Consider the following 23,658-nt stretch of genomic DNA (forward strand, 5'->3'; position numbering starts at 1 on the left):
TCAGGCTCCGCAGCGTCGGCCCGATGACCGACAAACCTTCGCCTACGACCGTATGCGATGCTCCGCCTTGATTTCGATCAAGGCCCGGTCCGGCGCCGGCGGCTAGGGCGGACCCATGACGGCCGACGCCCTTCCAACATTTGCTCCCGGTTCCTGGCTCAAGGCCGCGGGCCGGCCCCATCGTCGGCTGCTGGGTCTGTCGGCGGCTCTGGTCGTCGGCGACATCGGGCCGGCGATCGGTTTCGCGGCCGGCCTCGGCCTGGCCATCGGCGCCCTTGAGCATTCGGTCGCCGAGGCCGCCCCCTGGCTGATCCTGGCCGCCGGGAGTCTGGTGCTGCGAGGCTGGATGGGTCAGGCCGCGACCTTCGTTTCCGCCAAGGCCGCGGCGGCGGTCAAAGGCGAGGTCCGGCAGGGGATCGTCGCCGATCTGTTCGCCGGTCGGCGACCTGCCGCTGCCGCCCTGACCGCGGTTGTCGAGGCGGTCGAAACCCTGGACGGTCATGTCGCCCGCTTCGCCCCCGTTCGCATGGCCGCTACCGTCTCGCCGCTGATCGTGATCGCGGTGTGCGCCCTGGCCAGCCCGGTCGTCGCCGGCATCCTGCTGCTGACCCTGATCCCGTTCGTGGTCGGCATGGCCCTGGCCGGTGGCGCGGCGGCGGCCGAGAGCCGGCGGCAGTTCCAGGCCCTTGAACTGCTGTCCGGGATGTTTCTGGACCGCGTTCGCGCCCTTCCCACCCTTCTCTCCTTCCAGGCCGAGGCGCGCACCACGCGAGAGATCGCTGGCGCGGCCGACGAACTGGAGCGCCGCACGGGTCGGGTGCTGAAGGTGGCGTTCGTCTCGTCGGCCGTGCTGGAGTTTTTCTCGGCCCTCTCGGTCGCGCTGGTCGCGGTCTACTGCGGCTTCAACCTGTTGCGCATCCTGCCGTTTCCCGTGCCCGAGACTCTGGACCTGGGCCGCGCCTTCTTCGTGCTGGCCATGGCGCCCGAGGTCTATGCGCCCATGCGCCGGCTGGCCGCAGCCTATCATGAGAAACAGGCCGCCGAAGCCGCGGCGCCGTCGATGGCCGGGCCGGAGCCGGATCGACCGGTCATTGCCCCGCTGTCCTGCCGCTGGTCGAGCGCCCCGGAACTCGACTTCCGATCGGTCACGATCCGCTATGGCGACGGCGCACCGGCGATCACCGATTTCGACCTCCATGTCCCGGCCGGAGCGATCGTCGCCCTGGTCGGACCCAGCGGCTCGGGCAAGACCAGCCTGCTGCATCTGCTGCTGGGCCTGGCGCCGCTGTCATCGGGCGAAGTCCGGGTCGGCGGTCAGGGCCTGTCGCACGCGGGCGCGTTCGCCGGAGCCGTCGGCTGGGCCAGCCAGAACCCGATCGTGGCCCCGGGCGCCCTCTTCGACAACATCGCTCTGGCGAGGCCGGGTGCGAGCGTAGAGGAGATCCGCGACGCCGCTGCCCGCGCGGGTCTCCAGGGTGATCTGGGCCGTATCCTCGACGAACGCGGTGGCGGGCTCTCGGGCGGCGAGCGCCGACGTCTGGGCCTGGCCAGGGCCCTGCTGTCGCCGTCCCGCCTGCTGTTGCTGGACGAACCAACCGCCAATCTCGACCCGGCGTCCGAGACGGCCGTGCTGGAGGTGATCCGCGCGGCGGCGGAAGGCCGCACCACCCTGATCGCGACCCATTCACAGGCCGTCATGGCCCTGGCCGACCGGGTGGTGCGGCTGTGAAACCGACGACCGCGAACACGGGAGACCCGACCCTCAAGGCCCTGCTGGCCGAGCAACGCCGCGCCCAGGGCGGACGGTTGCGGCTTGCCGCCCTGTCCGCTGCCCTCGTCTCCGGCGCCTCGGTGACGCTGCTGGGTCTGTCCGGCTGGTTCATCACGGGGGCGGCGATCGCCGGAGCCGGCGGCTTCGCGGTGGTCCAGGCGTTCAACTATCTGCTCCCGGCCGCCGTGATCCGGATGCTGGCCATCGTGCGGACGGGATCGCGCTACGTCGAACGGGTCAGCGGCCACGCCGCAGCTCTCAAGGCCCTGGCCCGTCTGCGGCCGCTGTTGTTCGCGCGGCTGGCGGCGGCCCCGCCCCGTCGGGCGTTCAGCCTCTCCAGCGGCGAAGCGTCAGCGCGGATGATCCAGGACGTCGATGCGATCCAGACCGTGTTCGTGCGCCTGAGCGGGCTCTGGGGCGCCGGCGCGGGCGCCCTGGCGGCGATCGGCCTGGCGCTGTTGGCCGGCGCCCTGCCCGCTCTCGTCCTGGCCAGCGGCATCGCCATCGCCATCTTCGGAGGACTTCTGATCGGCCGGCGCGTTGCGGACCCGGCGGGTCGGCGGGTGCAGGTCGGCATGGGCCTGTTCAAGGACCGGCTTTCGGCCTTGCAGGCAGCGGCCCCCGAGCTGCGGGCCTATGGCCTGGAGAGTTGGGCCGCCGACCAGGTGGGTCAGGCGGCGCGGACCCTGGATCGTCGCCGGGTCGCGGACGCCGTGGCCGGCGGATGGATCCCGGTGTTCCAGGCCTCGGTCCTGGCCCTGACCGTAATCGGGGTCATTGCGACATCCGCCCCGGCGTCCCTGCCGCTCGTCGCCCTCGCGGCGCTGGCGTCCGTGACGGGACTTGAGGCCGCGGCCGCCCTCACCGCGGGGATGCGCCAAAATGGCGCGGCCCAGGAGGCGCTGGCACGGCTGGCTGAGGTTCTGGATGACCCGGCCAGGCCCGTCATCCGGCAACTCGCACCGGCGATGGCCGGCGACGCCATCATCATCCGCTCCGCGGCGTTGGAGATCGCGCCGCCCTTCCGTCTGGGCGTGATCGGTCCCTCCGGCTCCGGCAAGACGCGGTTGATCGAGACCTTGATGGGGCTGCGCCCCTCTCTCGCCGATCAGTTGCGACTGGGTGGCCTGCCTCTCGAGGACGCCGCTCTGGACGACGTTCGCGCGCGTTTCGCCTATGCGTCGCAGGACGTCCGGCTGCTGGCAGGGTCGATCGCGGACAATCTTCGTCTCGCCAATCCAGGCGCTTCGAACGACGACCTCTGGGCCGCCCTGAGCGACGCCTGCCTGGCCGACCGGGTCGTGGCGCTTCCGGCCGGTCTCGACACGGTTCTGAGCGAGAACGGCGACCGGCTGTCCGGCGGCGAGCGCCGGCGCCTGGGACTGGCGCGCGCCTATCTGCGCGACGCGCCCTGGCTGGTGCTGGACGAACCGACCGAAGGCCTCGACGCCGCGACCGAAACCCGGGTGCTGGACGGCCTCACGCATCACCTTTCGACCCGCCGCCAGGGCCTGATCCTGGTCAGCCACCGATCGGCGCCCACAGCCCTGTGCGATCAGGTCGTCGACGTCTCGGTCACGCTCTCACCCGGTGAAATTCCCATCGGGGGTCGCGACGTCAGGGCCGCCGCTTGACCTGGGTCAAGGACGCCGACCCGGGGCACTGGTCAAATGAGATCTGATCGCCGGAGGAGTGTCATGCGAGTCCCCACGATTATCGGTCTTCTGCTGGTCGGGGCGTGTTCGCCGCTCCCCGGGCCCCGGGTCGAGTCGCCGCCGAGCCCGCCACGCGCTTCAAGCCCACAAGACAACCCTGCCGTCTCGTCCCTGTCGACGGCCCTGGATCGGGAGTCCGCGTCCCGGGGCCGCGCCATGGCGATCATCGGGTGCGCCAGCTGCCACGCCATCGACGCCACAGGCGACAGTCCGCTCGTCGTTGCGCCGCCATTCAGAGAGATTGTGCGGCGCCGAGGTTCCGACGATCTGGCCGCCGCGTTCGAACAGGGCCTGGTTACGACCCATCCCGCCATGCCGCCCTATGTCTTCGGCGCCAGCCAGATTCACGACCTGACCGCCTATCTCGACACGTTGCGCGCACCGGTCGGTCGCCCGTCCACTCCGTAGGCGCCTGGCCCGCATCAGGAGCCATTGAACCTCTGCACCGCCCGCGCCCGGACCTCGATCCCGCCTTGGGTCTCGCTCAACCGCCGGCCATGCTGCCGGTACGGACGAACCGGGCATGCCACGACAGGGCCTCGTCCAGCAGCATCGGCGTCTGGAGGCCGTAGGATCCCTTGAGCGCGCGCTGGAAATAGTCCTCCAGCATCGGGCGGAAGGTCGGGTGGGCGCAGGTGTCGATGACGACGCGCGCCCGCTGTTTCGGCGAGAGGCCGCGAAGATCGGCCAGACCCTGTTCGGTGACGATCACCTGGACGTCCTGATTGATGTGATCGACGTGGGAGACGGCGGGCACCAGGGTCGAGATCTTGCCGCCCTTGGCCGTCGAGGCGCTCATGAAGATCGAGATATAGGCGTTGCGGGCAAAGTCGCCGGAGCCGCCGATGCCGTTCTGGATGCGCGACCCCATCACATGGGTCGAGTTGACGTTGCCGTAGATGTCGGCCTCGATCATGCCGTTCATGGCGATGACGCCGAGGCGGCGGATCACCTCAGGGTGGTTGCTGATCTCCTGCGGCCGCAGGATGATGCGGTCGCGATAATCGCCCATGTTGCGATTGACGCGCTCGGTCAGCTCGGGGCTCAGGCTGAGAGCGGTCGACGACGCCATGCTCAGCTTGCCGCTGTCCATCAGCGCCAGCATCCCGTCCTGGATGACCTCGGTATAGGCGCTCAGATTGTCAAACGGCGCGTCGATCAGGCCGGTCAGGACAGCGTTGGCCGTGTTGCCGACCCCCGACTGGAGCGGCAGCAGCGACGGCGGCAGACGCCCTTTCGACACCTCATGCTCGAGAAACTCCAGCAGATGTCCGGCGATGGCCAGGTCGTCCGGTCCGGGCGCTGTGAAGCCGGCATTGCGATCCGGCCGGTCGGTCTCGACGATGGCCACGATCTTGTCGGGGTCGCAGCGGAAGCACGGCTCGCCGATCCGGTCACCAGCGCGGATCAGGGGGATGGGCACGCGGTTCGGCGGCAGGGCGGTGCCATAGTAGATGTCGTGCATTCCCAGAAGCTCGGGGTTCTGCCACCGGTTGACCTCGAGGATCACCTGGCTGGCCCGGTCCAGCCAGGTCTTGTTGTTGCCGACCGAGGAGGCCGGGATCAGCGCCCCGTCCTCGCGGATGCCCGTGACCTGGATGATCGCCGTGTCCAGCGGGCCGAGAAAGCCCTGCCAGGCCATAGGCGCGACCTGGCTCAGGTGCATGTCGAAATAGGCCATCTCGCCGCGATTGATCCGGTCGCGGCAGGTCGGGTCGGAGTTGTAGGGCAGCCGGAACTCGATGCCGTCGGCCTTGGCCAGGGCTCCGTCCAGTTCCGGGCCGGTCGAGGCGCCCGTCCAGATCCGCAGCTTGAAGGGCCGGCCCGCCGCATGCTCGGCCTCGATCCGGGCGGCGAGCGCCAAAGGGACCGCCGTCGGATAGCCCGAGGCGGTGAACCCGCTGAGCCCCACCGTCGTGTTGGGCGCGATCAGGCTTGCGGCGTCTTCGGCCGACATGACCCTGGCCCGGTGTCGGGCGCTGGCGATGCGATGGTCCGTCATGAAGTGATCTTTCCCAGGTCCCGGTATGGGCCCTGCCATTAGATGAACGCGCAAGTCGGCCCTGGACCCAAGCAGCCGGGCGTCCCTTGTTCAGGTCATGTCTATCGAGACCAAAGCCTCATCAGCCTAAGGGGGGCCTGCCGAACCTTCCGGGGCGTCCTGCTGGCCGCGATAAATGTCCCGAAGCGTATGCAGCACCCGGAGCGCGGCCGGATCATCCAGCCGATAGTAGATCGTCTGCGCATCGCGCCGGGTGGCGACCAGACCTTCGGCCCGCATCCTGGCCAGGTGCTGCGAGGCTGCGGACGGAGCCAGCCTGGCATGGTCGGCGAGGTCGCCAACCGACGCCTCACCCTCGACGAGCCGACACAACAGCAGAAGCCGTTGTTCGCTCGCCAGCAATTTCAACAGGCGCGCCGCAGGTTCGACGCAGTCCTCGAACCCGCCAAGGTCATTCCGCGAAGGGTGAACTGTCAGCGTAATCATCTGCTTACTGTAGAAGATGCGCATACACGATCAAGCCACCCTCCGCCGTCCTGCGGATTCGAGGAGACGGCGCAGGCTCGGACCTGCTCGCCAGCGATGCCGAAGTCGATTGCCATGCGCATGTCAGTTTTCCTCCGGGGCCAGCGGACGGCCGTCGTCGCGCAGGACGATATAGATGGCCGGGATCACCAGGACGGTCAGCAGGGTCGATGAGGCCAGGCCGAACAGAAGCGAGATCGCAAGACCCTGGAAGATCGGATCGGTCAGGATCACCGCCGCACCAATCATGGCCGCTGCGGCGGTCAGCACGATGGGTTTGAAGCGGATCGCGCCCGCGTCCAGCAGGACCTCGCGCAGGGACCGCTCCCCGGTCTGGCTGTGACGAATGAAGTCCACAAGCAGGATCGAGTTTCGGACAATGATGCCGGCCAGGGCGATGAAGCCGATCATCGAGGTCGCGGTGAAGGGTGCCCGGAACAGGATGTGGCCGATGACGATGCCGATCAGGGTCAGCGGAATCGGCGTCAGGATGACCAGGGGCAGTCGGAAGCTTTTGAACTGGGCGACGACCAGCACATAGATGCCGAGTATCGCCACGCCAAAGGCTGCGCCCATGTCGCGGAAGGTGACCCAGGTGATCTCCCACTCGCCGTCCCAGAGCACGGTCGGTCGGCTCTCGTCCGTCGGCTGGCCGTTCATGCGGATGTCCGGCTTGGGAACATCCCCCCAATCGCCCTGACGGATGATCTGGTCGACCGCCATCATGCCGTAGATCGGGGCTTCATAGGCGCCGGCCAACTCGCCCATGACCATGTCCACGTCCCGGCCGTCGCGGCGGAAGATGTGGGTTGAGCCGGGTTCGCTCGAGATGGTCGCGACCTCGCCGAGGGATACGAGCCGTCCGCCGGCCGCGCCTTGCGACACGGCGACCGGCATGGACGCCAGGCCCTCGCCCCAGCTGCGCGCCGACTGGGGCAGGCGCACCGAGATTTCCAGCGGATCGCGCCCCTCGCCACGATGCGCATAGCCGACGACCTGGCCGCCGAGCGCGGCGGCGATGGAGTCGTAGACGTCTCTGTCGCTGACCTTGAGGGCTTCCAGCCGGTCCCGGTCCGGGACGAGCCGCAATCCGGGCCGCGGCTGGCCATAGCTGTCGTCGACATCGACGATATAGGGCACCGAATGGAAGGCGGCCTTCACGCGTTCGGCGACAGCGCGCCGGGTCGGGGCGTCGGGGCCATAGACCTCAGCCAGAAGGGTCGCCATGACCGGAGGCCCTGGCGGCGCCTCGACGACCTTGATCACGCCGCCGGCAGGCAGCACCACACCCGCGAGCTGCTCACGCAGATCGAGGGCAATGGCGTGGCTCGACCGTTTGCGCTCTCCCTTCTCCGCCAGGGCGACGGCCAGATCGCCCATCTCCGGCTTGTTGCGAAGGTAGTAGTGGCGCACCAGACCATTGAAGTTGAACGGCGAGGCCGTTCCGGCATAGGCGTCGATGGCGACCACTTCCGGCAGGCCGCGCGTGATCATGGCGGCGTCGGCCAGGGTGCGCTGGGTGACCTCCAGCGACGTGCCCTCGGGCATGTCGAGTACGACCTGCAGCTCCGACTTGTTGTCGAAGGGCAGCAGCTTCACCGTCACTGTCCTGGTCGCGAACATGGCGCCGGCCACAAGCGTGGCCAGACCGACGCCGATCAGGAAGATCCAGGCGGACCGCCTCGTGCCGATCACCTGGCTCGCGACCCTGCGATAGAGGGCGCCGAGTTTGCCTTCGCCGTGAGCGGGTGCGGCGGCAACCAGCGTCTTGCGGGCGAACCGGATCATCAGCCACGGCGCGATGACCACGGCGACGAAGAAGGAAAACACCATGGCCGCCGAGGCGTTGACCGGGATCGGCGCCATATAGGGACCCATCAGTCCGGACACGAACAGCATCGGCAACAGGGCAGTGACCACCGTCAGGGTGGCGACGACGGTCGGGTTGCCGACCTCCGCGACGGCGTCGACAGCCGCGTCGATCCGGGTCCGCTCGTCAGGCATGGCCCAGTGCCGGGCGATGTTTTCGATCATGACGATGGCGTCATCGACCAGGATGCCGATCGAGAAGATCAGTGCGAACAGGCTGACCCGGTTGATGGTGTAGCCCAGCAGATTGGAGGCGAAGAGGGTCAGCAGGATCGTCGTCGGTATGACGACCGCTGTCACGCCCGCCTCGCGCCAGCCGATGGCGAAGCCGATCAGGACGACGATCGACAGGGTGGCCAGGCCCAGGTGGAACAGCAGCTCATTGGCCTTCTCGTTGGCGGTAGCGCCGTAGTCCCGGGTGACCGCCACATCCAGGCTGTCGGGAAGCAGTGTGCCCCTCAGCGCCTCGACACGCGTCAGGACCTGTTGCGAGACGACGACGGCGTTCGCCCCCTTGCGCTTGGCGATCGCCAGGCTGACCGCCGGAGCTTCGCTCCAGCCGTCGTCCGTACGCGCATAGCGCCAGGCGTGGGCCTGGTCCTCGCGCGGCGCCTCGATGACGCGGGCGACATCGCGGACATAGACGGCCTCGCCCCGGGCGGAGGGCAGGGCCAGAAAACCGATCTGGGTCGCGCTGGCCAGGGTTTGACCGGCAGTGACGTCAACCGCCTCGCCGCCGTTGCGCACCTGCCCCGCCGGGAAGGCCCTGTTGGCTTGCCGAATAGTGTCCATCAGGGCGCCCAGCGACACGCCGTGCTGGGCGAGGCGCGCCGGGTCCGGCTCCACCCGGATTTCCTGGGGACGGCCGCCCACGATGAAGGTCAGCCCGACATCGTCGACCTTGGCGACCTCGGTCCTGAGCTTGCCGGCGATTTCGAACAGGGCCTGATCGGTCCACTGGCCTGCAGCGCCGGGCCTGGGCGACAGCGTCAGCACCAGGCTCGGCACGTCATTGATGCCCCGGGTCTGGATCAGGGGTTCGGCGATGCCGGAGGGAATCCGGTCGTAGTTGGCGCGGATTTTCTCATGAATGCGGACTGCCGCCGTGTCCGGATCGGTCCCGACGTCGAAGCGTGCGGTGACCATGACCTGGTTGTCGTCGGCGAAGGTGTAGACGTGTTCCACGCCCGCCACGCTCTTGACGATCGTCTCCAGCGGCTTGCCGACCAGTTCGACCGCGTCCGCCGCCCGCAGCCCCGGGGCGGCGACCATGATGTCGACCATCGGCACGCTGATCTGCGGCTCTTCCTCCCGGGGAATCGACACCAGGGCCAGCAGGCCCACGGCGATGGCGGCCAGCAGGATGAGCGGCGTCAGCGGCGAACGGATTGAAATCCGGGTCAGCCGTCCGGAGAGGCCGAGGTTCATCGGGTGGCTCCGGCGGGACTCAGCACGTCACCGGCGCGAAGCCCGGCCAGCACCTCCACGGTGTCGGCGTCGGGACCTGCCGTGGTCTGAACGGGGATCTCCGAGAGCGTGCCATCCGCCCGGACCAGTCGGGCGTAGTCGATCCCGAACCGGGTGAGGATGTAGCGCCGCGGCACGATCAGAGCCTGGCGTTCGCCGATCCTGACATGGGCGCGGACCCGTTGCCCGATCAGGTCCTGCGGCAAGCCCGGTGCGCTGACGTCGGCCATGACCTGACCGTCCGTGATCGACGGATAGATCTGGCTGATGGCGCCTTGCGTCGCGACGCCCCGCAGGTCCGCCGCCGCCAGTTGCACGACGTCGCCGACCTGCAGCGCGCGCGCCTGACCCTCCGGCAATTCGATCCGCACCACCATCGGCCCTGCGGTGATGGTCGCCAGCGTCTGCCCTGCCATCAATACCGATCCCACCGGGACGTTGGCCTTGAGGACGCGACCGGCAGCCGGGGCGAGAATCGCGCCCTGTCCTGCGAGTTCGACACTCGCGCCGCGCTGGGCGCGGGCCGCGGTAAGGTTGGCGTTGGCGGCCCGGGCCTGGGCCTCGACCTGGTCGAGTCTGGCCTGGGCGTAGATGCCCTGGGCGAACAGGCTGCGTGTCCGCGCGAGGTCCGCATCGGCGCGACCGGCCTCTGCGGCGGCGGCGGCGACCTGGGCGTCGAAGGCGCCGGTTTGAAGCGCCAGACGGGCGTCCGTCACGCGGCCGATCAGCTGGCCCTGGCGGACCATGTCCCCCTCCCTGACGCCGAGCATGACCAAGGTCCCCGAGATGCGCGCCCGGGCTTCGGCCATGTCGCGGGTCGTCAGCGTTCCGGGGACGGGCTTGAGGTCGGCGATGGTCCGGGCCTGCAGGGTCAGGCGGCCGGCCTGCGGGGCGGCCTCGGCGACCGGAACCTCACATTCAGGGTGTCCGCAGGCCCCCAGCAGAAGGGCGGCGCCCAGGACGATCAGAAGGGGAAGTCTTGCCATGATTCATCCATTCGCCCGGGCGCCGGTCAACCGGCGACCGTCGGCAGGCCTGCGACCTTCCAGGCGGCCAGTCCTCCCGCCAGATGGGTTTCGATGACCTGTCCGGCCTTGCGGCACTGATCGACCGCCATGGCAGATCGCTTGCCGCCCGCGCATTGCATCACGATCGTCCTGGAGCCCGCATCGGGCAAGGTCTCGGGGTTGAAGGAGGAAAGCGGGACGTTGAGCGCGCCCGCGATCCGTTCGGCCGCGAACTCGGCCGGCTCCCGAACATCGATGAGCAGGATCCGGTTCTCATCGAGACCGGCCTTTACCTCGGCGGGTGTGAGGTCCTTGGGTTTGGGGGAGCCGAACATTCGGGGAAATCCTTGGAGAGCGCGCGCCTTCTAGGCGTTCTGAAGCCGCTGTTAGTTCGTTATTGCGTATATGCGAGTAAACTAATACACAATCAAGCACTACCCACGAGCTGTAGGGCTGAGGGGGTTGCCCGGCCTTGATCCGGATCAAGGCGCGGTCGGGCGAAAGCGCGGACGTTCCACAGCGGCCAAGGCCGCCAATTCAGGAGACCGACCATGGCCAGGCCCCGCATCGTCATCCTGGGCGCGGGATTGGGGGGGGCCGTCGCGGCCTTCGAAATCAAGGACGCCGTCGGAGACGGGGCCGACGTCAGCGTTGTGTCGCAAGGCGACAGGTTTCACTTCGTCCCATCCAACCCCTGGGTCGCCGTCCATTGGCGAAAGCGCGACGCCATCGAGGTCGATCTCCCGCCGGTCTTCGCCAAACGCGGCATCGCCTTCACGGGCGTCGGCGCCAGGCAGGTCTCGCCTGCCCTCAATCAGGTCGAGCTGAACGACGGCACCCTCGTCGGCTACGACTATCTGGTCATCGCCACCGGCCCCGACCTGGCCTTCGACGAGATCGCGGGTCTTGGGCCGCATGGCGGCTTCACCCAGTCGGTCTGCCATGTCGATCACGCGGAAGCCGCGGCCGCCGCTTTCGACGCCTTTGTCCTGAATCCGGGTCCGATCGTCGTCGGAGCCGTCCAGGGCGCCTCGTGCTTTGGTCCGGCCTACGAGTTCGCCATGATCCTCGACACGGAGCTCAGGCGCCGCAAGATCCGCGACCGGGTGCCGATGACCTTCGTCACCTCGGAGCCCTACGTCGGCCACCTTGGCCTCGACGGCGTCGGCGACACCAAGGGTCTGCTCGAGAGCGAGATGCGCAATCGCCACATCAAATGGGTGACCAACGCCAGGGTCGCCTCGGTCGAGGTTGGCCTGATGCATGTCGAGGAGATCGCCGACGATGGCGCCGTCAAACAGACCCACGACCTGCCCTTCGCCTATTCAATGATGCTGCCGGCGTTTCGCGGCGTCGCCGCCGTCCGGGGCGTCGAAGGCCTGACCAACCCGCGCGGCTTCATCGTCATCGACAAACACCAGCGCAATCCGACCTATCCCAACGTCTTCGGCCTTGGGGTCTGCGTGGCCATCGCGCCGACCGGAAAGACCCCGGTGCCGGTCGGGGTCCCCAAGACCGGCTTCATGATCGAGAGCATGGTCACCGCCATCGCCCACAACATGGCCGAGATCATCGACGGCAAACCCCCGACGAACGAGGCGACCTGGAATGCCTTCTGCCTCGCCGACTTCGGCGACGGCGGCGTGGCCTTCGTCGCCCAGCCGCAGATCCCGCCCCGCAACGTCAACTGGTCGGCGAGCGGCAAATGGGTCCACCTCGCCAAGGTCGGCTTCGAGAAATACTTCCTGGGCAAGATCAGGCGGGGCGAGAGCGTGCCCTTCTACGAGAAGCTGGCCCTGGATGTCATGGGCTTGCGCAAGATCAAGGCCTGACCCGTGCGCCAGTTCGTCTGCCCGGCCTGTAGTGCGGCCAACCGCACGCCGGACGGCAAGGACCCGGTATTCCGGCGCTGCTGCTCCTTCGCGACGATCAGGTGATCGCCCGAACCGCCGGGCTGCTGAGCAGCCCACAGATCGTCGCCTGGACGCGCCAGGCCCTTGACCCGGCCCAAGGCCGGGCCTGACTGGAGACTGACCATGACCGTAGACCGTGCTGTATTCCTTTTCCTTGGCTGTGTTGTCCTGACCAGCGTCGCCCTCGCGCATTTCGTGAACCCCTGGTGGATCGGACTGACGATCTTCGCAGGCCTCAACGCGATCCAGGCCGCCTTCACCGGATTCTGTCCCGCCGCCCTCGTTTTCAAGAAGCTTGGAGTCAAGGTCGGGGTCGCCTTCCGCTAGCCCCGAGCGGTCGTCGCGCTCAAGGCCTGGAGTCGGGCGCGCGGATCGCCGTCGTGCGCCATAAGACCGCGGCGGGCTTAAGGACCGTCAGACGGACCGACGTAGCCCCTCAAATGGCGAAGCGCCGGGGTCGCCTGCGTTCAAAATGGCATCTAGCGTGTGAAACCAGTTCATCGCTTCGGGGAAATTCCATGTCGTCCGCCAAATCTCTTCTCGCCCTCGCCATCTCCCTGTCGATCACATCGGTCGGACCTGCGCTCGCTCATGACCCCGTCCAGACTGCCGCGACCTCGGTCGATGATGTCCAAGCCGAGGCGACGGCGGCCGCGAGTGTCGTCGACGCCTTTCATGCTGCGCTTGAACACGGCGAGACAGACGCTGCACTGGCCCTCCTGGCCGACGACGTCCTGATTTTCGAGGGCGGCGGGGCTGAGCGATCGAAAGCGGAATATGCCCAGCACCATCTGGCCGCCGACGCGGCGTTCTCGGCCGCCGTGCCCAGCATCCATTCCCGCCGGCTAGCGCGAGCCGGCGCAGACAGCGCGTGGGTCGCGACAGAAAGCCGAACGACAGGCATGTTCAACGGGCGCCCGATCGACAGTCTCTCGGTCGAAACCATGGTCCTTCGTCGCGAGGCCGGTGGATGGCGGATTTCGCACATTCATTGGTCGTCGCACGCGGCGCGCTGATCCACGTCAGCCAGCGGGGGCCGCAGCCGCCCTCTTCTGGGCCAGCCAGGCGTCGATCAGGGTGATTTCGCGCTCCTGCGCCGCGATCACCTCCTGGGCCAGGCTTCTCGCCTGGGCGTCCTTGCCCTGCGCAAGCTCCACGCGAGCCATCGAGACGGCGGCGACATGGTGGCCGCGCATCTGCTTCATGAAGTCGATGTCCGCATCGCCGGTAAACGCGGGCATCTCGTCCATCATCGTGTTCATCGAGGATTTGTAGCCCTGGGTGGCGACGGAATCGCCGGGCGCGGCCGCAGACATGCCGGCGCCCATCTGTCCGTGGCCGCCTGCCATTGCGGCCGCCTCAGGCGAGGCGGCAGCGGGCTCTTCGGGTTGTTGCGGGGAACAGGCCACCGACAGGGCGCAGGCGGCGAGGACGAGACTGATGCGTTTCATGACGGGGTCCTTGGGATCCCGACGTTAGCGACCAGGCGGGCTCGTTTGTTCCGTCGGTCCTACCGTCCGGCCCGCGCCAGGAGTTCGATCAGTTCGCCAGCCTTGGCCTTTCGATCCTCGGGGTCGTCGCCGGTCATGGCGCCCATCACGCAGTGATCGAGGTGATCCCGCAGCACTTCGGTCTCCACGCGATGAAGCGCGGCCCGGACCGCCCGCAACTGGGTCAGCAGGTCCACGCAATACCGGTCGTCTTCTACCATGCGGGCGATTCCCCGCACCTGTCCTTCGATGCGGCTCAGCCGGTTGAGGACCTTGGGTTTCGTTTCAGTTTGCATGCGGCCTCGCCTCGTGAGCCATCCATATACCCCATATGGGTATCTTGCGATATACCCCCTATGGGTATAGGTGAGCGCTTCGATCAGACGGAGAGAGCGATATGTCCACGCATCCCCATAGTCACTCCGCAGCCCACACGTGCTGCGCGGCCAAGACCTCGGACGGCTCTGCCACGGTCAAGGATCCGGTATGCGGCATGACGGTCGATCCCGCGACGACGGCTCATCGCGCCGACCATGACGGCAAGGACTATTTCTTCTGTTCGGCAGGGTGCCGGACCCGGTTCATCGCCGACCCGGACCGCTACCTGACCCCCAGGGCGGAAGCCGGGCCCGTCGTTCCAGGCGTCATCTATACCTGCCCCATGCACCCGGAGATCCGGCAGGAAGGCCCAGGCTCCTGCCCCATCTGCGGCATGGCGCTCGAACCGGAAACGGTCACCGCCGAAGCGCCGCCCAACCATGAACTTATCGACTTCACCCGCCGTTTCCGGGTTGGCCTGGTCCTGACCCTGCCGGTCTTCGCCCTGGAGATGGGCGGGCACCTGACCAACCTGCACATGCTGATCCCGGGCCAGATATCGAACTGGATCCAGTTCGCGCTGGCGACGCCCGTGGTCCTGTGGTGCGGCCTGCCCTTCTTCGAGCGGGGCTGGACGTCACTGCGCACCCGTCGGCTGAACATGTTCACCCTGATCTCGATGGGGGTGGGGGTCGCCTGGCTCTACAGCGTCGTGGCGGTCCTGGCTCCGACCCTGTTCCCGCCGGCCTTCCTCAAGCCCGACGGAAGCGCGCCGGTGTATTTCGAGGCGGCGGCGGTCATCACGGTGCTGGTCCTGATCGGGCAGATCCTGGAACTGCGGGCACGGGAGCAGACCTCCGGCGCCATCCGCGCCCTGCTGGACCTCGCGCCCAAGACCGCGCGACGGGTCCGGGCCGACGGCGTCGATGAAGACGTTTCGCTGGATCAGGTCGTGGTCGGGGATTCCCTCAGGGTACGTCCCGGAGAGAAGATCCCCGTCGACGGCCAGCTGCTGGAGGGCCGCGTCGCCGTCGATGAATCGATGGTGACCGGCGAGTCCATGCCGGTGACCAAGGAAGCCGGCGACCGCGTCGTCGCCGGTTCCCTGAACACGACCGGCTCCTTCATCATGCGCGCCGACAAGGTCGGGGCCGACACCCTGCTTTCGCAGATCGTCCAGATGGTGGCCCAGGCTCAGCGCAGCCGCGCGCCGATCCAGCGGCTGGCCGACACGGTCTCCGGCTGGTTCGTCCCGACGGTGATCGCGATCGCCATACTGGCCGCCGTCATCTGGGGCCTGATCGGTCCGGAGCCTCAACTGTCCTACGCCCTGATCGCGGCGGTTTCGGTCCTCATCATCGCCTGTCCCTGTGCGCTCGGCCTGGCGACGCCGATCTCGATCATGGTGGGGGTGGGCCGAGGGGCGCACGCCGGCGTACTGATCAAGAACGCCGAAGCGCTCGAACGCTTCGAGAAGGTCGACACCCTGGTTCTGGACAAGACCGGCACCCTGACTGAAGGCCGCCCGTCCGTGACGGCGATCCTGCCCGCCGAGGGCTTTGCCGAAGCGGACATCCTGCGTCTGTCAGCCAGCCTCGAGCGCGGCAGCGAGCATCCCCTGGCCGACGCGATCGTCCGGGCCGCCAGGGACCGGGATATCTCCCTTTCCGAGGCAGCGGACTTCGACAGCCCGGTCGGCCGCGGCGTGCGCGGGACGATCGAAGGTCGCCAGGTGGCCCTGGGCAACACCCGCTATCTCGGCGAGCTTTCGATCGATGTCTCCGCGCTGGAGCCAAAGGCTGAGGCGCTCCGCCACGACGGCGCCACCGCCATCTTCGTGGCGGTTGATGGCAAGGCGGCCGGGGTCATCGGCATCGCCGACCCGATCAAGGCCACCACGCCGGATGCGATCCTCGCGCTGAAGGCGGCCGGCCTGCGGCTGGTCATGATGACCGGAGACAACCGGACGACGGCTGAAGCCGTGGCGCGACGCCTCGGAATCGACGAGGTCCAGGCCGAGGTCCTGCCGCAGGACAAGGCGTCCGTGGTTCAGCAGCTTCGCGCCGAAGGCCGTATCGTCGCCATGGCGGGGGATGGGGTCAATGACGCCCCGGCCCTCGCCGCCGCCGATGTGGGCGTCGCCATGGGGGCGGGCTCGGACGTCGCGATCGAGAGCGCCGGTGTCACCCTGCTGGGCGGCGACCTGCAAGGCATCGTCCGCGCCAGGCATCTGTCGAAGGCGGTGATGGGCAACATCCGCCAGAACCTCGTCTTCGCCTTCGGCTATAATGCGCTCGGCATCCCGGTGGCGGCCGGCCTGCTGTACCCCGTGTTCGGCTGGCTGCTGTCGCCCGCCCTGGCGGCGCTGGCCATGGCGCTCTCCTCGGTCAGCGTCATCGGCAACGCCTTGAGGCTGCGCGCGGTGAAACTCTAGGCGCGGCTTCAACTCCTGCAGCGCCGGGGAACTGGCGGCGCAGGGCCGGATTGAACCGCAGCGACCGCCGACGCCTTCGTGCGTTTCAAGGCCAACGGGCGGTGTTGGCCGACATTTCTGCAGAAGGACACGGACGATGTCGCATCAACATTCGAGCCACGACGAGCACGGCCGCGCGGGCGGTATGGGCCCCTACCGAAGCCTTTACCTCGAGTTGGCGATAGATTTCGTCATCATGTACCTGGTCATGTTCACGATGATCGCCACGCTCGGTCACTTCTACCTCAACCTGAACAACGTCTACATGACCTTGATGATGGTCGCGCCGATGGCAGTCCTGATGCTTGTCTTCATGCGGTCCATGTATCCGTCCCGGAAGACGAACCTGATCATCGGAGCGGTCGCGACCGTGATCTTCGTCGGCAGCTTCATCGGCATGCGAACCCAGGCGTTCGTAGGCGACGACGAGTTCCTGCGGTCGATGATCCCGCATCATTCCGGAGCCGTGCTGATGTGCGAACAGGCGTCGCTCACCGATCCGGAGATCATCGCCCTGTGCGACGGCATCGTGCGGGGCCAGCAGGAGGAGATCGCCCAGATGCAGGCGCTGCTCGAAAAGCGCCGCGACTGAACGGAAGAGGCTGCGGCGAGGGAAAGCGGCGTCCGCCGCGTATGTCTGAGACATAGTCTGGATGTCAGTGGAGTCACGACATGCGTTTCAATCGTTTCGTTCCCGCCTTTGCCGTCGCCGCAGTCGTGGTCATGGCCGCCGGTGCGGTCAGCGCTCATGCGCGCCTGGTCAGTTCGACGCCCGCGGCCAACACGACCGTGGCCGCGCCCCGCTCCATCGCCCTCACCTTCAGCGAGCGGATGGTCCCGGCCTTCTCGACGTTCGAAGTCGTGACGACCGCCGGCGCCAAGGCCGCCGTCAGCACGGCTGTGAGCGAAGACGGCCGATCGATTACTGGCGCGCTCGCCCGACCGCTCGCCGCCGGAGGCTATACGGTCAACTGGACCATCGCCTCGAACGACGGCCACCGCATGACCGGTTCCTACGCCTTCACCGTTCGCTGACGTGATCGAGGCCGCGGTCATTGGCCTTCGAGCGGTCCAGTACGCCGCAGCCGCCCTGCTGTTCGGTCTGCCCGCCTTCCTGATCTACAGCGCGGCGGCGACCAGGCCCCTCGCCCTGGCCTGGCCGCGGCCCGCCCTGTTCTGGGCGGCCGTGGCGCTCGCTCTGGCGGCTCCGGCGGCCCTCGTCGCCCAGACCGCGATGATGGCGGGATCCTTGAGCGAAGCGATCAAGCCCGGTTCGCTGGTCATGATGGTCACTGGCATGGGTCTCGGCATGGCGCTGGCGGTGCGATCCGCCCTTGCGCTTCTGGCCGTGGCGGCGATCGCGATGATCAGACCCGGGCCCCGGCTTTGGTGGGTCTGCGCCTCGCTTGGCCTTGTCGTCTCGGCGAGCTTCGCCTGGACCGGTCACGGCGCGGCCACGGAGGGTTCCGGACACGCGCTGCATCTGGCGTCGGACATTCTGCACGCCGTTGCGGCGTCGGTTTGGGTCGGGGCTCTGGCCGCCTTTGCCGCCCTGGTGGTGTGGCGCCCAAGGGAGCCGTCCGTTCAGGATCGAGCTCTGGCGCGTGCATTGGTCGGCTTCGCGGATGTCGGCGCCTTCGCTGTGGCGGTTCTCGTGCTGACAGGGCTGGTGAACAGCGCCTTCCTGGTGGGGTGGAGCGGGTTCTGGACGCTGATCGATACCGCCTACGGGCGCTGGTTGATTCTCAAGCTCGTCCTGTTCGGCCTCATGCTGAGCCTGGCGGCCGCCAATCGCTTCCGCCTGACGCCCGCCTTCGAGGCTGCCGGCGAGGACCCGGCTGCCGTGTTCGGCCCTCTCAGGCGAAGCCTTGTCGTGGAATTCGCGCTCTCTGTGGCCGTTCTGATGGTCGTCGCCGTGATGGGCACGCTCGCCCCGCCGGCTTCATTGCCTTGACGGCGCGAGACCTCAACCGAGGGATTTGGCTGTACCAAGCGTATGGGGTTACGGGGGCCGACAGAGGTGGAACATGACTGAGGACATCGATCGCCTGATTGCAAACGCCCGGCCGGCGAGCCCGGCCACGCTTTCCGGGCTGGAATCCGATGTGTGGCGCCGCATCGAGAACCGGGTCGGCGAGCGGCGGATGGGCCAGGTCCGCGTCGCCGCCATGGGCATGGCGCTCGTCGTGGGCCTCGCCAACGGCGGCCTGTTCGCCCTGTCCGCACAGGCCGAGGCCTCGGAGATGCAGGTGTTCAGCGTGTCGGGGGGCCTGTCCCCGATCGTAATCCTGGGAGCCGGCGGATGACGGCGAGCTGGCGATCCATCGCCATCACGGCGGCGCTCGCCGCCCTCGCCAGCGGCGCCGGGACCTGGGCCAGCACGGCCTGGCTGATGAAGCGGCACGACGCGCCCAATCTGCACAGCATCGTCCATCATCAGCTGGATCTGACGGCGGAACAGGAAGCCCGTCTGGAGGCGATCGAGGCCCGTTTCGCCTCGCGCCGGGGCGCGCTTGAAGCGGAAGTCCGGACGGCCAATCGCGAGTTGGCGGACGCGATCGCGGCCAGCGAGGGCGACAGTCCGCAGGTCCAGGCCGCGGTTGATCATTTCCATGTCGCCATGGGCGATCTCCAGAAGGCCACCATCGCCCATGTGTTCGAGATGCGGTCGGTCCTGACGCCGCAGCAGGCCCAGACGTTCGACCGCCAGGTCGTCGGAGCCCTCCTGCAAGACGAAGGGTAGACGCCGGGTGGGTTCGGGGGCTCCACTCGAAGCACGGGCGGTGACAGGCGACCGGGCCGCCTTCAGCGCGCTGATGACCGCCACCAAGGGCGACCTGCATCGCTTCGTGCGCCGGTACGTCGGCGACGACGACGAGGCCTACGACCTCGTTCAGGAAACCTATACGTCCGCCTGGCTCGCCATTCGCCGGTATGATCCCAGCCGCAGCTTCCCCATCTGGCTCCGCTCGATCGCCGTCAACAAATGCCGCGACTGGGGCCGCAAGCGCACGGTCCGCCGGGTGGTCCGCGGTGTCATGGGGCTGGACGCGCCGGAGGCCCTCGCCGTCGGGGACGGGACCGCGTCCCCCGAAGAGCGTCTGGACCAGGGACAGCGCCGGGCGGCCCTGGATCGGGCCATAACCGCCCTGCCGGACGCCCTGAAGGCGCCGCTCCTTCTGACCGCCCTCGAAGGTCGCTCTCACACCGAGGTCGCGCGCATCGTCGGGGCCACGCCCAAGGCGGTTGAGACCCGCGTCGCCAGGGCCCGGGCCCGGCTGGCCGAGGCGCTTCGGGGACTCTGACCGTCACCACCGTCTGAGACGGTTCGCCGCAAGGGGACGGGCGTGTTCATGCGTATTGACAGTAGGACGTTCGGTCTCCCGCGCCTTGGAAGACGACGTCGATATAGTCTGAGCGAGGACCGAACTGTCATGTCGAGTACGAGACTGGATCGCCGCAGCCTTCTCCGCAGCGCTGCGGCCGGCGGCGGCCTGCTGGGTCTGCAAGGCCTGATGCCGGCCTGGGCCCAGACGGGATCCGCGGGCCTGCGGTCCGATCTGCCCTCGCTCGTCGGGCCCAATATCGACCTCACCGTCGGACATTCGCCCTTCTCGGTCGGCGGCAGAACGGGGCACGCCGTGACGGTCAACGGCCTGCTGCCGGCGCCGCTGCTGCGCCTTCGCGAGGGTCAGAATGTCCGCCTGTCGGTGACCAACACCCTCGATGAGGACACCTCGATTCACTGGCACGGGCTGCTGCTGCCGTTCCAGATGGACGGCGTGCCGGGTATCAGCTTCCCCGGCATCAAGCCCCGCGAGACCTTCGTCTATGAGTTTCCGGTCAAGCAGTCGGGCACCTACTGGTATCACAGCCATTCCGGGCTTCAGGAGGCGATGGGGCACTATGGCCCGCTCGTCATTGATCCGGCCGGGGCCGATCCGATCGCCTACGACCGCGAACATGTGCTGATCCTGTCAGACTGGAGCTTCCTGCATCCCCACGAGATCCTGGCGAAGCTGAAGAAGAGCCCCGGCTACTTCAACCAGCAGCGCACGACTCTCGCGGGCCTTCTGGACGGCAGCGACCGGATGAGTTTGGAGGAGCGCCGCATGTGGGGCGCCTTGCGGATGGATCCGCGCGACATCCTCGACGTCAACGGCTCGACCTACACCTATCTGATCAACGGCCATGGACCCGAAGAGAACTGGACCGGCCTGTTCCGGCCGGGCGAGCGGGTGCGGCTGCGCATCATCAACGCCTCGGCCATGTCGATCTTCAACATCCGCATCCCCGGTCTGGCGATGACCGTGGTCCAGGCCGACGGCGAGAACGTTCGCCCGGTCGAGACCGACGAGTTCCAGATCGCCGTCGCCGAGACCTATGACGTCGTCGTCCGGCCGACCGAGGACCGCGCCTACACCATCGTCTCCGAGGCCATCGACCGCTCGGGCATGGGCCGCGCCACCCTGGCCCCGCGTCCGGGCATGACGGCCGAGGTCCCGCCGCTGCGCGAGGTTCCCAACCTGACCATGCGCGACATGGGCATGGGCGGGATGGACCATGGCGCCATGGCCGGCATGGACCACGGGAGCCCGGCTCAGCGCGCGGCTCCGGCTGACGACATGGCCGGGATGTCCATGGCCGGCATGAACATGCGCGATCCCGGGAACGCTCCGCCGGACATGGCGGTCGGCGTCGGCGTGGACATGGTCTCCATGGATCCGGCGAACCGTCTGGGCGAGCGCCCGATCGGTCTCACGGGTGTCGATCACCGGGTGCTCGTCTACACCGACCTGGTGTCGCTCGCCCCCAACAAGGACCAGCGCCCGCCGTCGCGGACGATGGAAATCCACCTGACTGGCAATATGGAACGGTTCATGTGGGGCTTCGACGGCCGCAAGTTCAGCGAACTGGTCGAACCGATCCGCTTCGAGCGCGACGAACGCGTGCGGGTCACTCTGGTCAACGACACCATGATGGCCCACCCGATCCATCTGCACGGCCATTTCTTCGAACTCGTGACGGGCGGGCCGGCCGGGCATCAGCCGCTGAAACACACGGTCAATGTCGCGCCCGGCTCGAAGGTGACCTTCGACCTGACCGCCGACGCGCCCGGCGACTGGGCCTTCCACTGCCATATGATGATGCATATGCACGCCGGCATGTTCAACGTCGTCACGGTGCGGCCGATGGACGGAGCCGCGGCATGAATCGTCTCGCCGTCGCCCTCGCGCCGCTGATCCTCGCCGCCGGCGCCTTCAGCGCCCAGGCCCAGGACCCTCACGCGGGCCATGTCATGCCGTCGACCCCGGCGCCGACGCGACCCGCGCCCGATCCGGTGGTCAGGCCTCAGACGCCCGCACGGCCCGCCACGCAGGACCCCCACGCGGGTCATGTGATGCCCCCCGCGCAGACGTCGCCCGCAGCCGATCCTCACGCGGGACACCAGATGCCGGCTCAGCCAGTGACCGTCGACCCCCATGCGGGCCACGATATGGCGACCCCGGCGCCCGCACAGCCGGACCCGCATGCGGGCCATGACATGTCCACCATGGCTGCCGCTCAGGCCGATCCCCATGCCGGGCATGACATGTCGACCATGAGCATGGGTCCGGCGGACGTGCCGACCAGCGCCGATAGTGCCGGCCGTCCGCCGGAGGACGCGCTCCCGGCCGCCGCCCGGGGCGGCCCGACACACGCCGCCGACCTCGTCTTCGGCGCCGACGCCATGGCTGCCTCGCGCAGGACCTTGATCCGCGAGAACGGCGACGTCCGCATCACAACCGCCATCATCGACCGTCTCGAAGCCGGTTCTGGTGACGGTGGCGAGACCTGGCTCTGGGACGTCCAGGGCTGGAGCGGCGGCGACATCAATCGCTTCTGGTGGAAGTCAGAGGGCGAAGGCGACTTCGGCGGCAATCTTGAGGAAGCCGAACTCCAGGCCCTCTACAGCCGGGCCATCACGCCCTTCTGGGATGTGCAGGCCGGCGTGCGCCAGGACTTCCGCCCCGACGGGGAGGACACCACCCATCTGGTTCTGGGTCTCCAGGGACTGGCCCCCTATTGGTTCGAGATCGACGCGGCCGCCTTTCTGTCCACGGAGGGCGACCTGACCGCCCGTGTCGAAGCCGAATATGATCAGCGGATCACCCAACGCCTGATCCTTCAGCCGCGCCTCGAAATCGACGCCTCGGCCAGCGATATTCCGGGGCTGGAGATCGGCTCTGGCCTGTCTTCGGTCGAGGCCGGCTTGAGACTGCGCTACGAATTCCGCAAGGAGTTCGCCCCCTACGTCGGCGTCGAGTGGAGCCGTTCGTTCGGCGACACCGCCGACTTCATCGAAGCCCGAGGCGGCGAAGCTGAAGACACCCGTTTCGTCGTCGGCCTCAAGGCCTGGTTCTAGTCAAAGGAGACCACCCCATGATCCGCACTATAGTTCTCACCGCCGCCTTGGCGTTCGCCGGCGCGGCCGCCGCTCAGGACCCGCACACTGGACACCACCCCGCACCGCAGGCCCAGGCTCCGGCTGCCTCCGGGATCGTCACCACGCCCGCCGATGGCGCGATGATCTCAGGCTCGCCCGAACGGTTCAGCGCGACCTTTCCGCACCCCATGATCCTGAAGACCGTGACCCTGACTGCCAATGGACAGGAGCCGGTTGTCGTGACTGCGCCCGCCGCGCCGGCCGCCGCGACCGTAGGGGTGGCCTTGCCACGTCTCGCCCCGGGAACCTACGTTGCTGCCTGGGCCGCCGAAGGTCCGGACGGCCACAAGATGTCCGGTTCTTCCAGCTTCATGGTTCACTAGGAGAACGACGATGAAAGTTTCCAACCTGTTGGCCGCCGCTGCCGCGATCCTGACGCTGAGCGCCGGTGCGGCCCTGGCCGCCGAAGCCTGCGACTGCTGCAAGGACATGGCCGCGGACTCCGCCATGCCCTGCTGCGACAAGATGAAGACCGATCCCGCACCGACCGAGCCGGCGCCGCCCGCCCCGGTTCCGTCGGACACGCCGGCGCCCCAGGGTCACGCCGACCACTACTGATCGAACCGATCGGGACCGCCTGGGCCGAAGGCGCAAACGGGCTGGATGTCAGCCTTGCGCCGT

24 protein-coding genes are annotated in these 23,658 nt (G+C 68.0%); 17 read left to right on the top strand and 7 right to left on the bottom strand.

What is annotated here, in order from left to right:
- The first annotated feature begins 115 nt into the window (after nucleotides 1-115).
- The 3 genes from cydD (at nucleotide 116) to ACP7AB_RS02975 (ending at nucleotide 3,894) form a co-directional block, all read left to right on the top strand.
- A complete protein-coding gene (gene cydD / locus ACP7AB_RS02965) occupies nucleotides 116-1,729 on the top strand; it encodes a thiol reductant ABC exporter subunit CydD (protein WP_425987443.1) in 1,614 nt (537 codons plus the stop codon).
- Nucleotides 1,726-3,405: an amino acid ABC transporter ATP-binding/permease protein gene (locus tag ACP7AB_RS02970; protein WP_425987444.1), complete on the top strand. Its 1,680-nt coding sequence runs from the start codon at nucleotides 1,726-1,728 to the stop codon at nucleotides 3,403-3,405. Before cydD ends, ACP7AB_RS02970 begins: the two co-directional genes overlap by 4 nt.
- Before the next feature lie 237 nt (nucleotides 3,406-3,642).
- Nucleotides 3,643-3,894 carry a c-type cytochrome gene (locus ACP7AB_RS02975; RefSeq protein ID WP_425987445.1) on the top strand — a complete coding sequence of 84 codons (252 nt, stop codon included), beginning with the start codon at nucleotides 3,643-3,645 and terminating at the stop codon, nucleotides 3,892-3,894.
- A 76-nt stretch (nucleotides 3,895-3,970) separates the two neighbouring features.
- On the opposite strand, the gene ACP7AB_RS02980 is transcribed toward ACP7AB_RS02975, so the two are convergent.
- From ACP7AB_RS02980 to ACP7AB_RS03000, 5 genes are all read right to left on the bottom strand, one after another.
- Nucleotides 3,971-5,488 (bottom strand): acetyl-CoA hydrolase/transferase family protein, encoded by a 1,518-nt coding sequence (locus tag ACP7AB_RS02980; RefSeq protein WP_425987446.1) that lies wholly within the window; start codon nucleotides 5,486-5,488, stop codon nucleotides 3,971-3,973.
- 126 nt (nucleotides 5,489-5,614) lie between these two features.
- Nucleotides 5,615-5,998, bottom strand: a complete 384-nt coding sequence (locus ACP7AB_RS02985; protein WP_425987447.1) for an ArsR/SmtB family transcription factor — start codon at nucleotides 5,996-5,998, stop codon at nucleotides 5,615-5,617.
- 99 nt (nucleotides 5,999-6,097) lie between these two features.
- Nucleotides 6,098-9,310, bottom strand: a complete 3,213-nt coding sequence (locus ACP7AB_RS02990; protein ID WP_425987448.1) for an efflux RND transporter permease subunit — start codon at nucleotides 9,308-9,310, stop codon at nucleotides 6,098-6,100.
- The gene (locus ACP7AB_RS02995; protein ID WP_425987449.1) at nucleotides 9,307-10,335 is read right to left on the bottom strand and encodes an efflux RND transporter periplasmic adaptor subunit; all 1,029 of its coding nucleotides are present in this window, start codon (nucleotides 10,333-10,335) and stop codon (nucleotides 9,307-9,309) included. Before ACP7AB_RS02995 ends, ACP7AB_RS02990 begins: the two co-directional genes overlap by 4 nt.
- Before the next feature lie 26 nt (nucleotides 10,336-10,361).
- Entirely contained in the window at nucleotides 10,362-10,691 is a 330-nt protein-coding gene (locus ACP7AB_RS03000; RefSeq protein WP_425987450.1) for a rhodanese-like domain-containing protein, read from the bottom strand.
- Nucleotides 10,692-10,907: 216 nt separating this feature from the next.
- Here ACP7AB_RS03000 and ACP7AB_RS03005 point away from each other — a divergent pair, with 216 nt between their 5' ends.
- From ACP7AB_RS03005 to ACP7AB_RS03015, 3 genes are all read left to right on the top strand, one after another.
- Entirely contained in the window at nucleotides 10,908-12,188 is a 1,281-nt protein-coding gene (locus ACP7AB_RS03005) for an NAD(P)/FAD-dependent oxidoreductase (RefSeq protein WP_425987452.1), read from the top strand.
- Between the two features lie 204 nt (nucleotides 12,189-12,392).
- Nucleotides 12,393-12,596 carry a YgaP family membrane protein gene (locus ACP7AB_RS03010; protein WP_425987453.1) on the top strand — a complete coding sequence of 68 codons (204 nt, stop codon included), beginning with the start codon at nucleotides 12,393-12,395 and terminating at the stop codon, nucleotides 12,594-12,596.
- A 113-nt stretch (nucleotides 12,597-12,709) separates the two neighbouring features.
- Complete coding sequence (locus ACP7AB_RS03015) at nucleotides 12,710-13,285, top strand: YybH family protein (RefSeq protein ID WP_425987455.1); 576 nt, start codon at nucleotides 12,710-12,712, stop codon at nucleotides 13,283-13,285.
- Between the two features lie 6 nt (nucleotides 13,286-13,291).
- Here the strand turns inward: ACP7AB_RS03015 and ACP7AB_RS03020 are convergent, their stop codons facing one another.
- The gene (locus ACP7AB_RS03020; RefSeq protein WP_425987456.1) at nucleotides 13,292-13,720 is read right to left on the bottom strand and encodes a DUF305 domain-containing protein; all 429 of its coding nucleotides are present in this window, start codon (nucleotides 13,718-13,720) and stop codon (nucleotides 13,292-13,294) included.
- Between the two features lie 59 nt (nucleotides 13,721-13,779).
- A complete protein-coding gene (locus ACP7AB_RS03025; protein ID WP_425987457.1) occupies nucleotides 13,780-14,055 on the bottom strand; it encodes a metal-sensitive transcriptional regulator in 276 nt (91 codons plus the stop codon).
- Between the two features lie 101 nt (nucleotides 14,056-14,156).
- On the opposite strand from ACP7AB_RS03025, the gene ACP7AB_RS03030 reads away from it, so the two are divergent.
- From ACP7AB_RS03030 to ACP7AB_RS03080, 11 genes are all read left to right on the top strand, one after another.
- Nucleotides 14,157-16,511: a heavy metal translocating P-type ATPase gene (locus ACP7AB_RS03030; protein WP_425987458.1), complete on the top strand. Its 2,355-nt coding sequence runs from the start codon at nucleotides 14,157-14,159 to the stop codon at nucleotides 16,509-16,511.
- A gap of 136 nt (nucleotides 16,512-16,647) precedes the next feature.
- Entirely contained in the window at nucleotides 16,648-17,142 is a 495-nt protein-coding gene (locus tag ACP7AB_RS03035) for a DUF305 domain-containing protein (protein WP_425987459.1), read from the top strand.
- Between the two features lie 80 nt (nucleotides 17,143-17,222).
- Nucleotides 17,223-17,585: a copper homeostasis periplasmic binding protein CopC gene (copC, locus tag ACP7AB_RS03040; RefSeq protein ID WP_425987460.1), complete on the top strand. Its 363-nt coding sequence runs from the start codon at nucleotides 17,223-17,225 to the stop codon at nucleotides 17,583-17,585.
- 1 nt (nucleotide 17,586) lies between these two features.
- Nucleotides 17,587-18,504 carry a copper homeostasis membrane protein CopD gene (gene copD / locus ACP7AB_RS03045; protein ID WP_425987461.1) on the top strand — a complete coding sequence of 306 codons (918 nt, stop codon included), beginning with the start codon at nucleotides 17,587-17,589 and terminating at the stop codon, nucleotides 18,502-18,504.
- A 73-nt stretch (nucleotides 18,505-18,577) separates the two neighbouring features.
- On the top strand, nucleotides 18,578-18,856 hold the full coding sequence (locus ACP7AB_RS03050; protein ID WP_425987462.1) for a hypothetical protein: 279 nt from the start codon (nucleotides 18,578-18,580) through the stop codon (nucleotides 18,854-18,856).
- Complete coding sequence (locus ACP7AB_RS03055) at nucleotides 18,853-19,293, top strand: Spy/CpxP family protein refolding chaperone (RefSeq protein WP_425987463.1); 441 nt, start codon at nucleotides 18,853-18,855, stop codon at nucleotides 19,291-19,293. The genes ACP7AB_RS03050 and ACP7AB_RS03055 overlap by 4 nt, the downstream gene beginning before the upstream one ends.
- A gap of 40 nt (nucleotides 19,294-19,333) precedes the next feature.
- Nucleotides 19,334-19,855: an RNA polymerase sigma factor gene (locus tag ACP7AB_RS03060; protein ID WP_426046087.1), complete on the top strand. Its 522-nt coding sequence runs from the start codon at nucleotides 19,334-19,336 to the stop codon at nucleotides 19,853-19,855.
- 129 nt (nucleotides 19,856-19,984) lie between these two features.
- Nucleotides 19,985-21,763: a copper resistance system multicopper oxidase gene (locus tag ACP7AB_RS03065; RefSeq protein WP_425987466.1), complete on the top strand. Its 1,779-nt coding sequence runs from the start codon at nucleotides 19,985-19,987 to the stop codon at nucleotides 21,761-21,763.
- A complete protein-coding gene (locus tag ACP7AB_RS03070) occupies nucleotides 21,760-22,956 on the top strand; it encodes a copper resistance protein B (protein ID WP_425987467.1) in 1,197 nt (398 codons plus the stop codon). The genes ACP7AB_RS03065 and ACP7AB_RS03070 overlap by 4 nt, the downstream gene beginning before the upstream one ends.
- A 17-nt stretch (nucleotides 22,957-22,973) precedes the next feature.
- Nucleotides 22,974-23,360: a copper resistance CopC family protein gene (locus ACP7AB_RS03075; protein WP_425987468.1), complete on the top strand. Its 387-nt coding sequence runs from the start codon at nucleotides 22,974-22,976 to the stop codon at nucleotides 23,358-23,360.
- Nucleotides 23,361-23,370: 10 nt separating this feature from the next.
- Nucleotides 23,371-23,595 (top strand): ammonium transporter family protein, encoded by a 225-nt coding sequence (locus ACP7AB_RS03080; protein ID WP_425987469.1) that lies wholly within the window; start codon nucleotides 23,371-23,373, stop codon nucleotides 23,593-23,595.
- Nucleotides 23,596-23,658 lie beyond the last annotated feature (63 nt).

This window comes from Brevundimonas sp. TWP3-1-2b1 (genome assembly GCF_049896165.1).
Classification (GTDB): domain Bacteria; phylum Pseudomonadota; class Alphaproteobacteria; order Caulobacterales; family Caulobacteraceae; genus Brevundimonas; species Brevundimonas subvibrioides_B.

Coding starts and splice junctions, on each gene's coding strand:
- cydD (WP_425987443.1), top strand. CDS start 116: ATGACGGCCGACGCCCTTCCAACATTTGCTCCCGGTTCCTGGCTCAAG.
- ACP7AB_RS02975 (WP_425987445.1), top strand. CDS start 3,643: ATGGCGATCATCGGGTGCGCCAGCTGCCACGCCATCGACGCCACAGGC.
- ACP7AB_RS02980 (WP_425987446.1), bottom strand. CDS start 5,488: ATGACGGACCATCGCATCGCCAGCGCCCGACACCGGGCCAGGGTCATG.
- ACP7AB_RS02985 (WP_425987447.1), bottom strand. CDS start 5,998: ATGCGCATCTTCTACAGTAAGCAGATGATTACGCTGACAGTTCACCCT.
- ACP7AB_RS02990 (WP_425987448.1), bottom strand. CDS start 9,310: ATGAACCTCGGCCTCTCCGGACGGCTGACCCGGATTTCAATCCGTTCG.
- ACP7AB_RS02995 (WP_425987449.1), bottom strand. CDS start 10,335: ATGGCAAGACTTCCCCTTCTGATCGTCCTGGGCGCCGCCCTTCTGCTG.
- ACP7AB_RS03000 (WP_425987450.1), bottom strand. CDS start 10,691: ATGTTCGGCTCCCCCAAACCCAAGGACCTCACACCCGCCGAGGTAAAG.
- ACP7AB_RS03005 (WP_425987452.1), top strand. CDS start 10,908: ATGGCCAGGCCCCGCATCGTCATCCTGGGCGCGGGATTGGGGGGGGCC.
- ACP7AB_RS03010 (WP_425987453.1), top strand. CDS start 12,393: ATGACCGTAGACCGTGCTGTATTCCTTTTCCTTGGCTGTGTTGTCCTG.
- ACP7AB_RS03015 (WP_425987455.1), top strand. CDS start 12,710: ATGGCGAAGCGCCGGGGTCGCCTGCGTTCAAAATGGCATCTAGCGTGT.
- ACP7AB_RS03020 (WP_425987456.1), bottom strand. CDS start 13,720: ATGAAACGCATCAGTCTCGTCCTCGCCGCCTGCGCCCTGTCGGTGGCC.
- ACP7AB_RS03025 (WP_425987457.1), bottom strand. CDS start 14,055: ATGCAAACTGAAACGAAACCCAAGGTCCTCAACCGGCTGAGCCGCATC.
- ACP7AB_RS03030 (WP_425987458.1), top strand. CDS start 14,157: ATGTCCACGCATCCCCATAGTCACTCCGCAGCCCACACGTGCTGCGCG.
- ACP7AB_RS03035 (WP_425987459.1), top strand. CDS start 16,648: ATGTCGCATCAACATTCGAGCCACGACGAGCACGGCCGCGCGGGCGGT.
- copC (WP_425987460.1), top strand. CDS start 17,223: ATGCGTTTCAATCGTTTCGTTCCCGCCTTTGCCGTCGCCGCAGTCGTG.
- ACP7AB_RS03050 (WP_425987462.1), top strand. CDS start 18,578: ATGACTGAGGACATCGATCGCCTGATTGCAAACGCCCGGCCGGCGAGC.
- ACP7AB_RS03055 (WP_425987463.1), top strand. CDS start 18,853: ATGACGGCGAGCTGGCGATCCATCGCCATCACGGCGGCGCTCGCCGCC.
- ACP7AB_RS03065 (WP_425987466.1), top strand. CDS start 19,985: ATGTCGAGTACGAGACTGGATCGCCGCAGCCTTCTCCGCAGCGCTGCG.
- ACP7AB_RS03070 (WP_425987467.1), top strand. CDS start 21,760: ATGAATCGTCTCGCCGTCGCCCTCGCGCCGCTGATCCTCGCCGCCGGC.
- ACP7AB_RS03075 (WP_425987468.1), top strand. CDS start 22,974: ATGATCCGCACTATAGTTCTCACCGCCGCCTTGGCGTTCGCCGGCGCG.
- ACP7AB_RS03080 (WP_425987469.1), top strand. CDS start 23,371: ATGAAAGTTTCCAACCTGTTGGCCGCCGCTGCCGCGATCCTGACGCTG.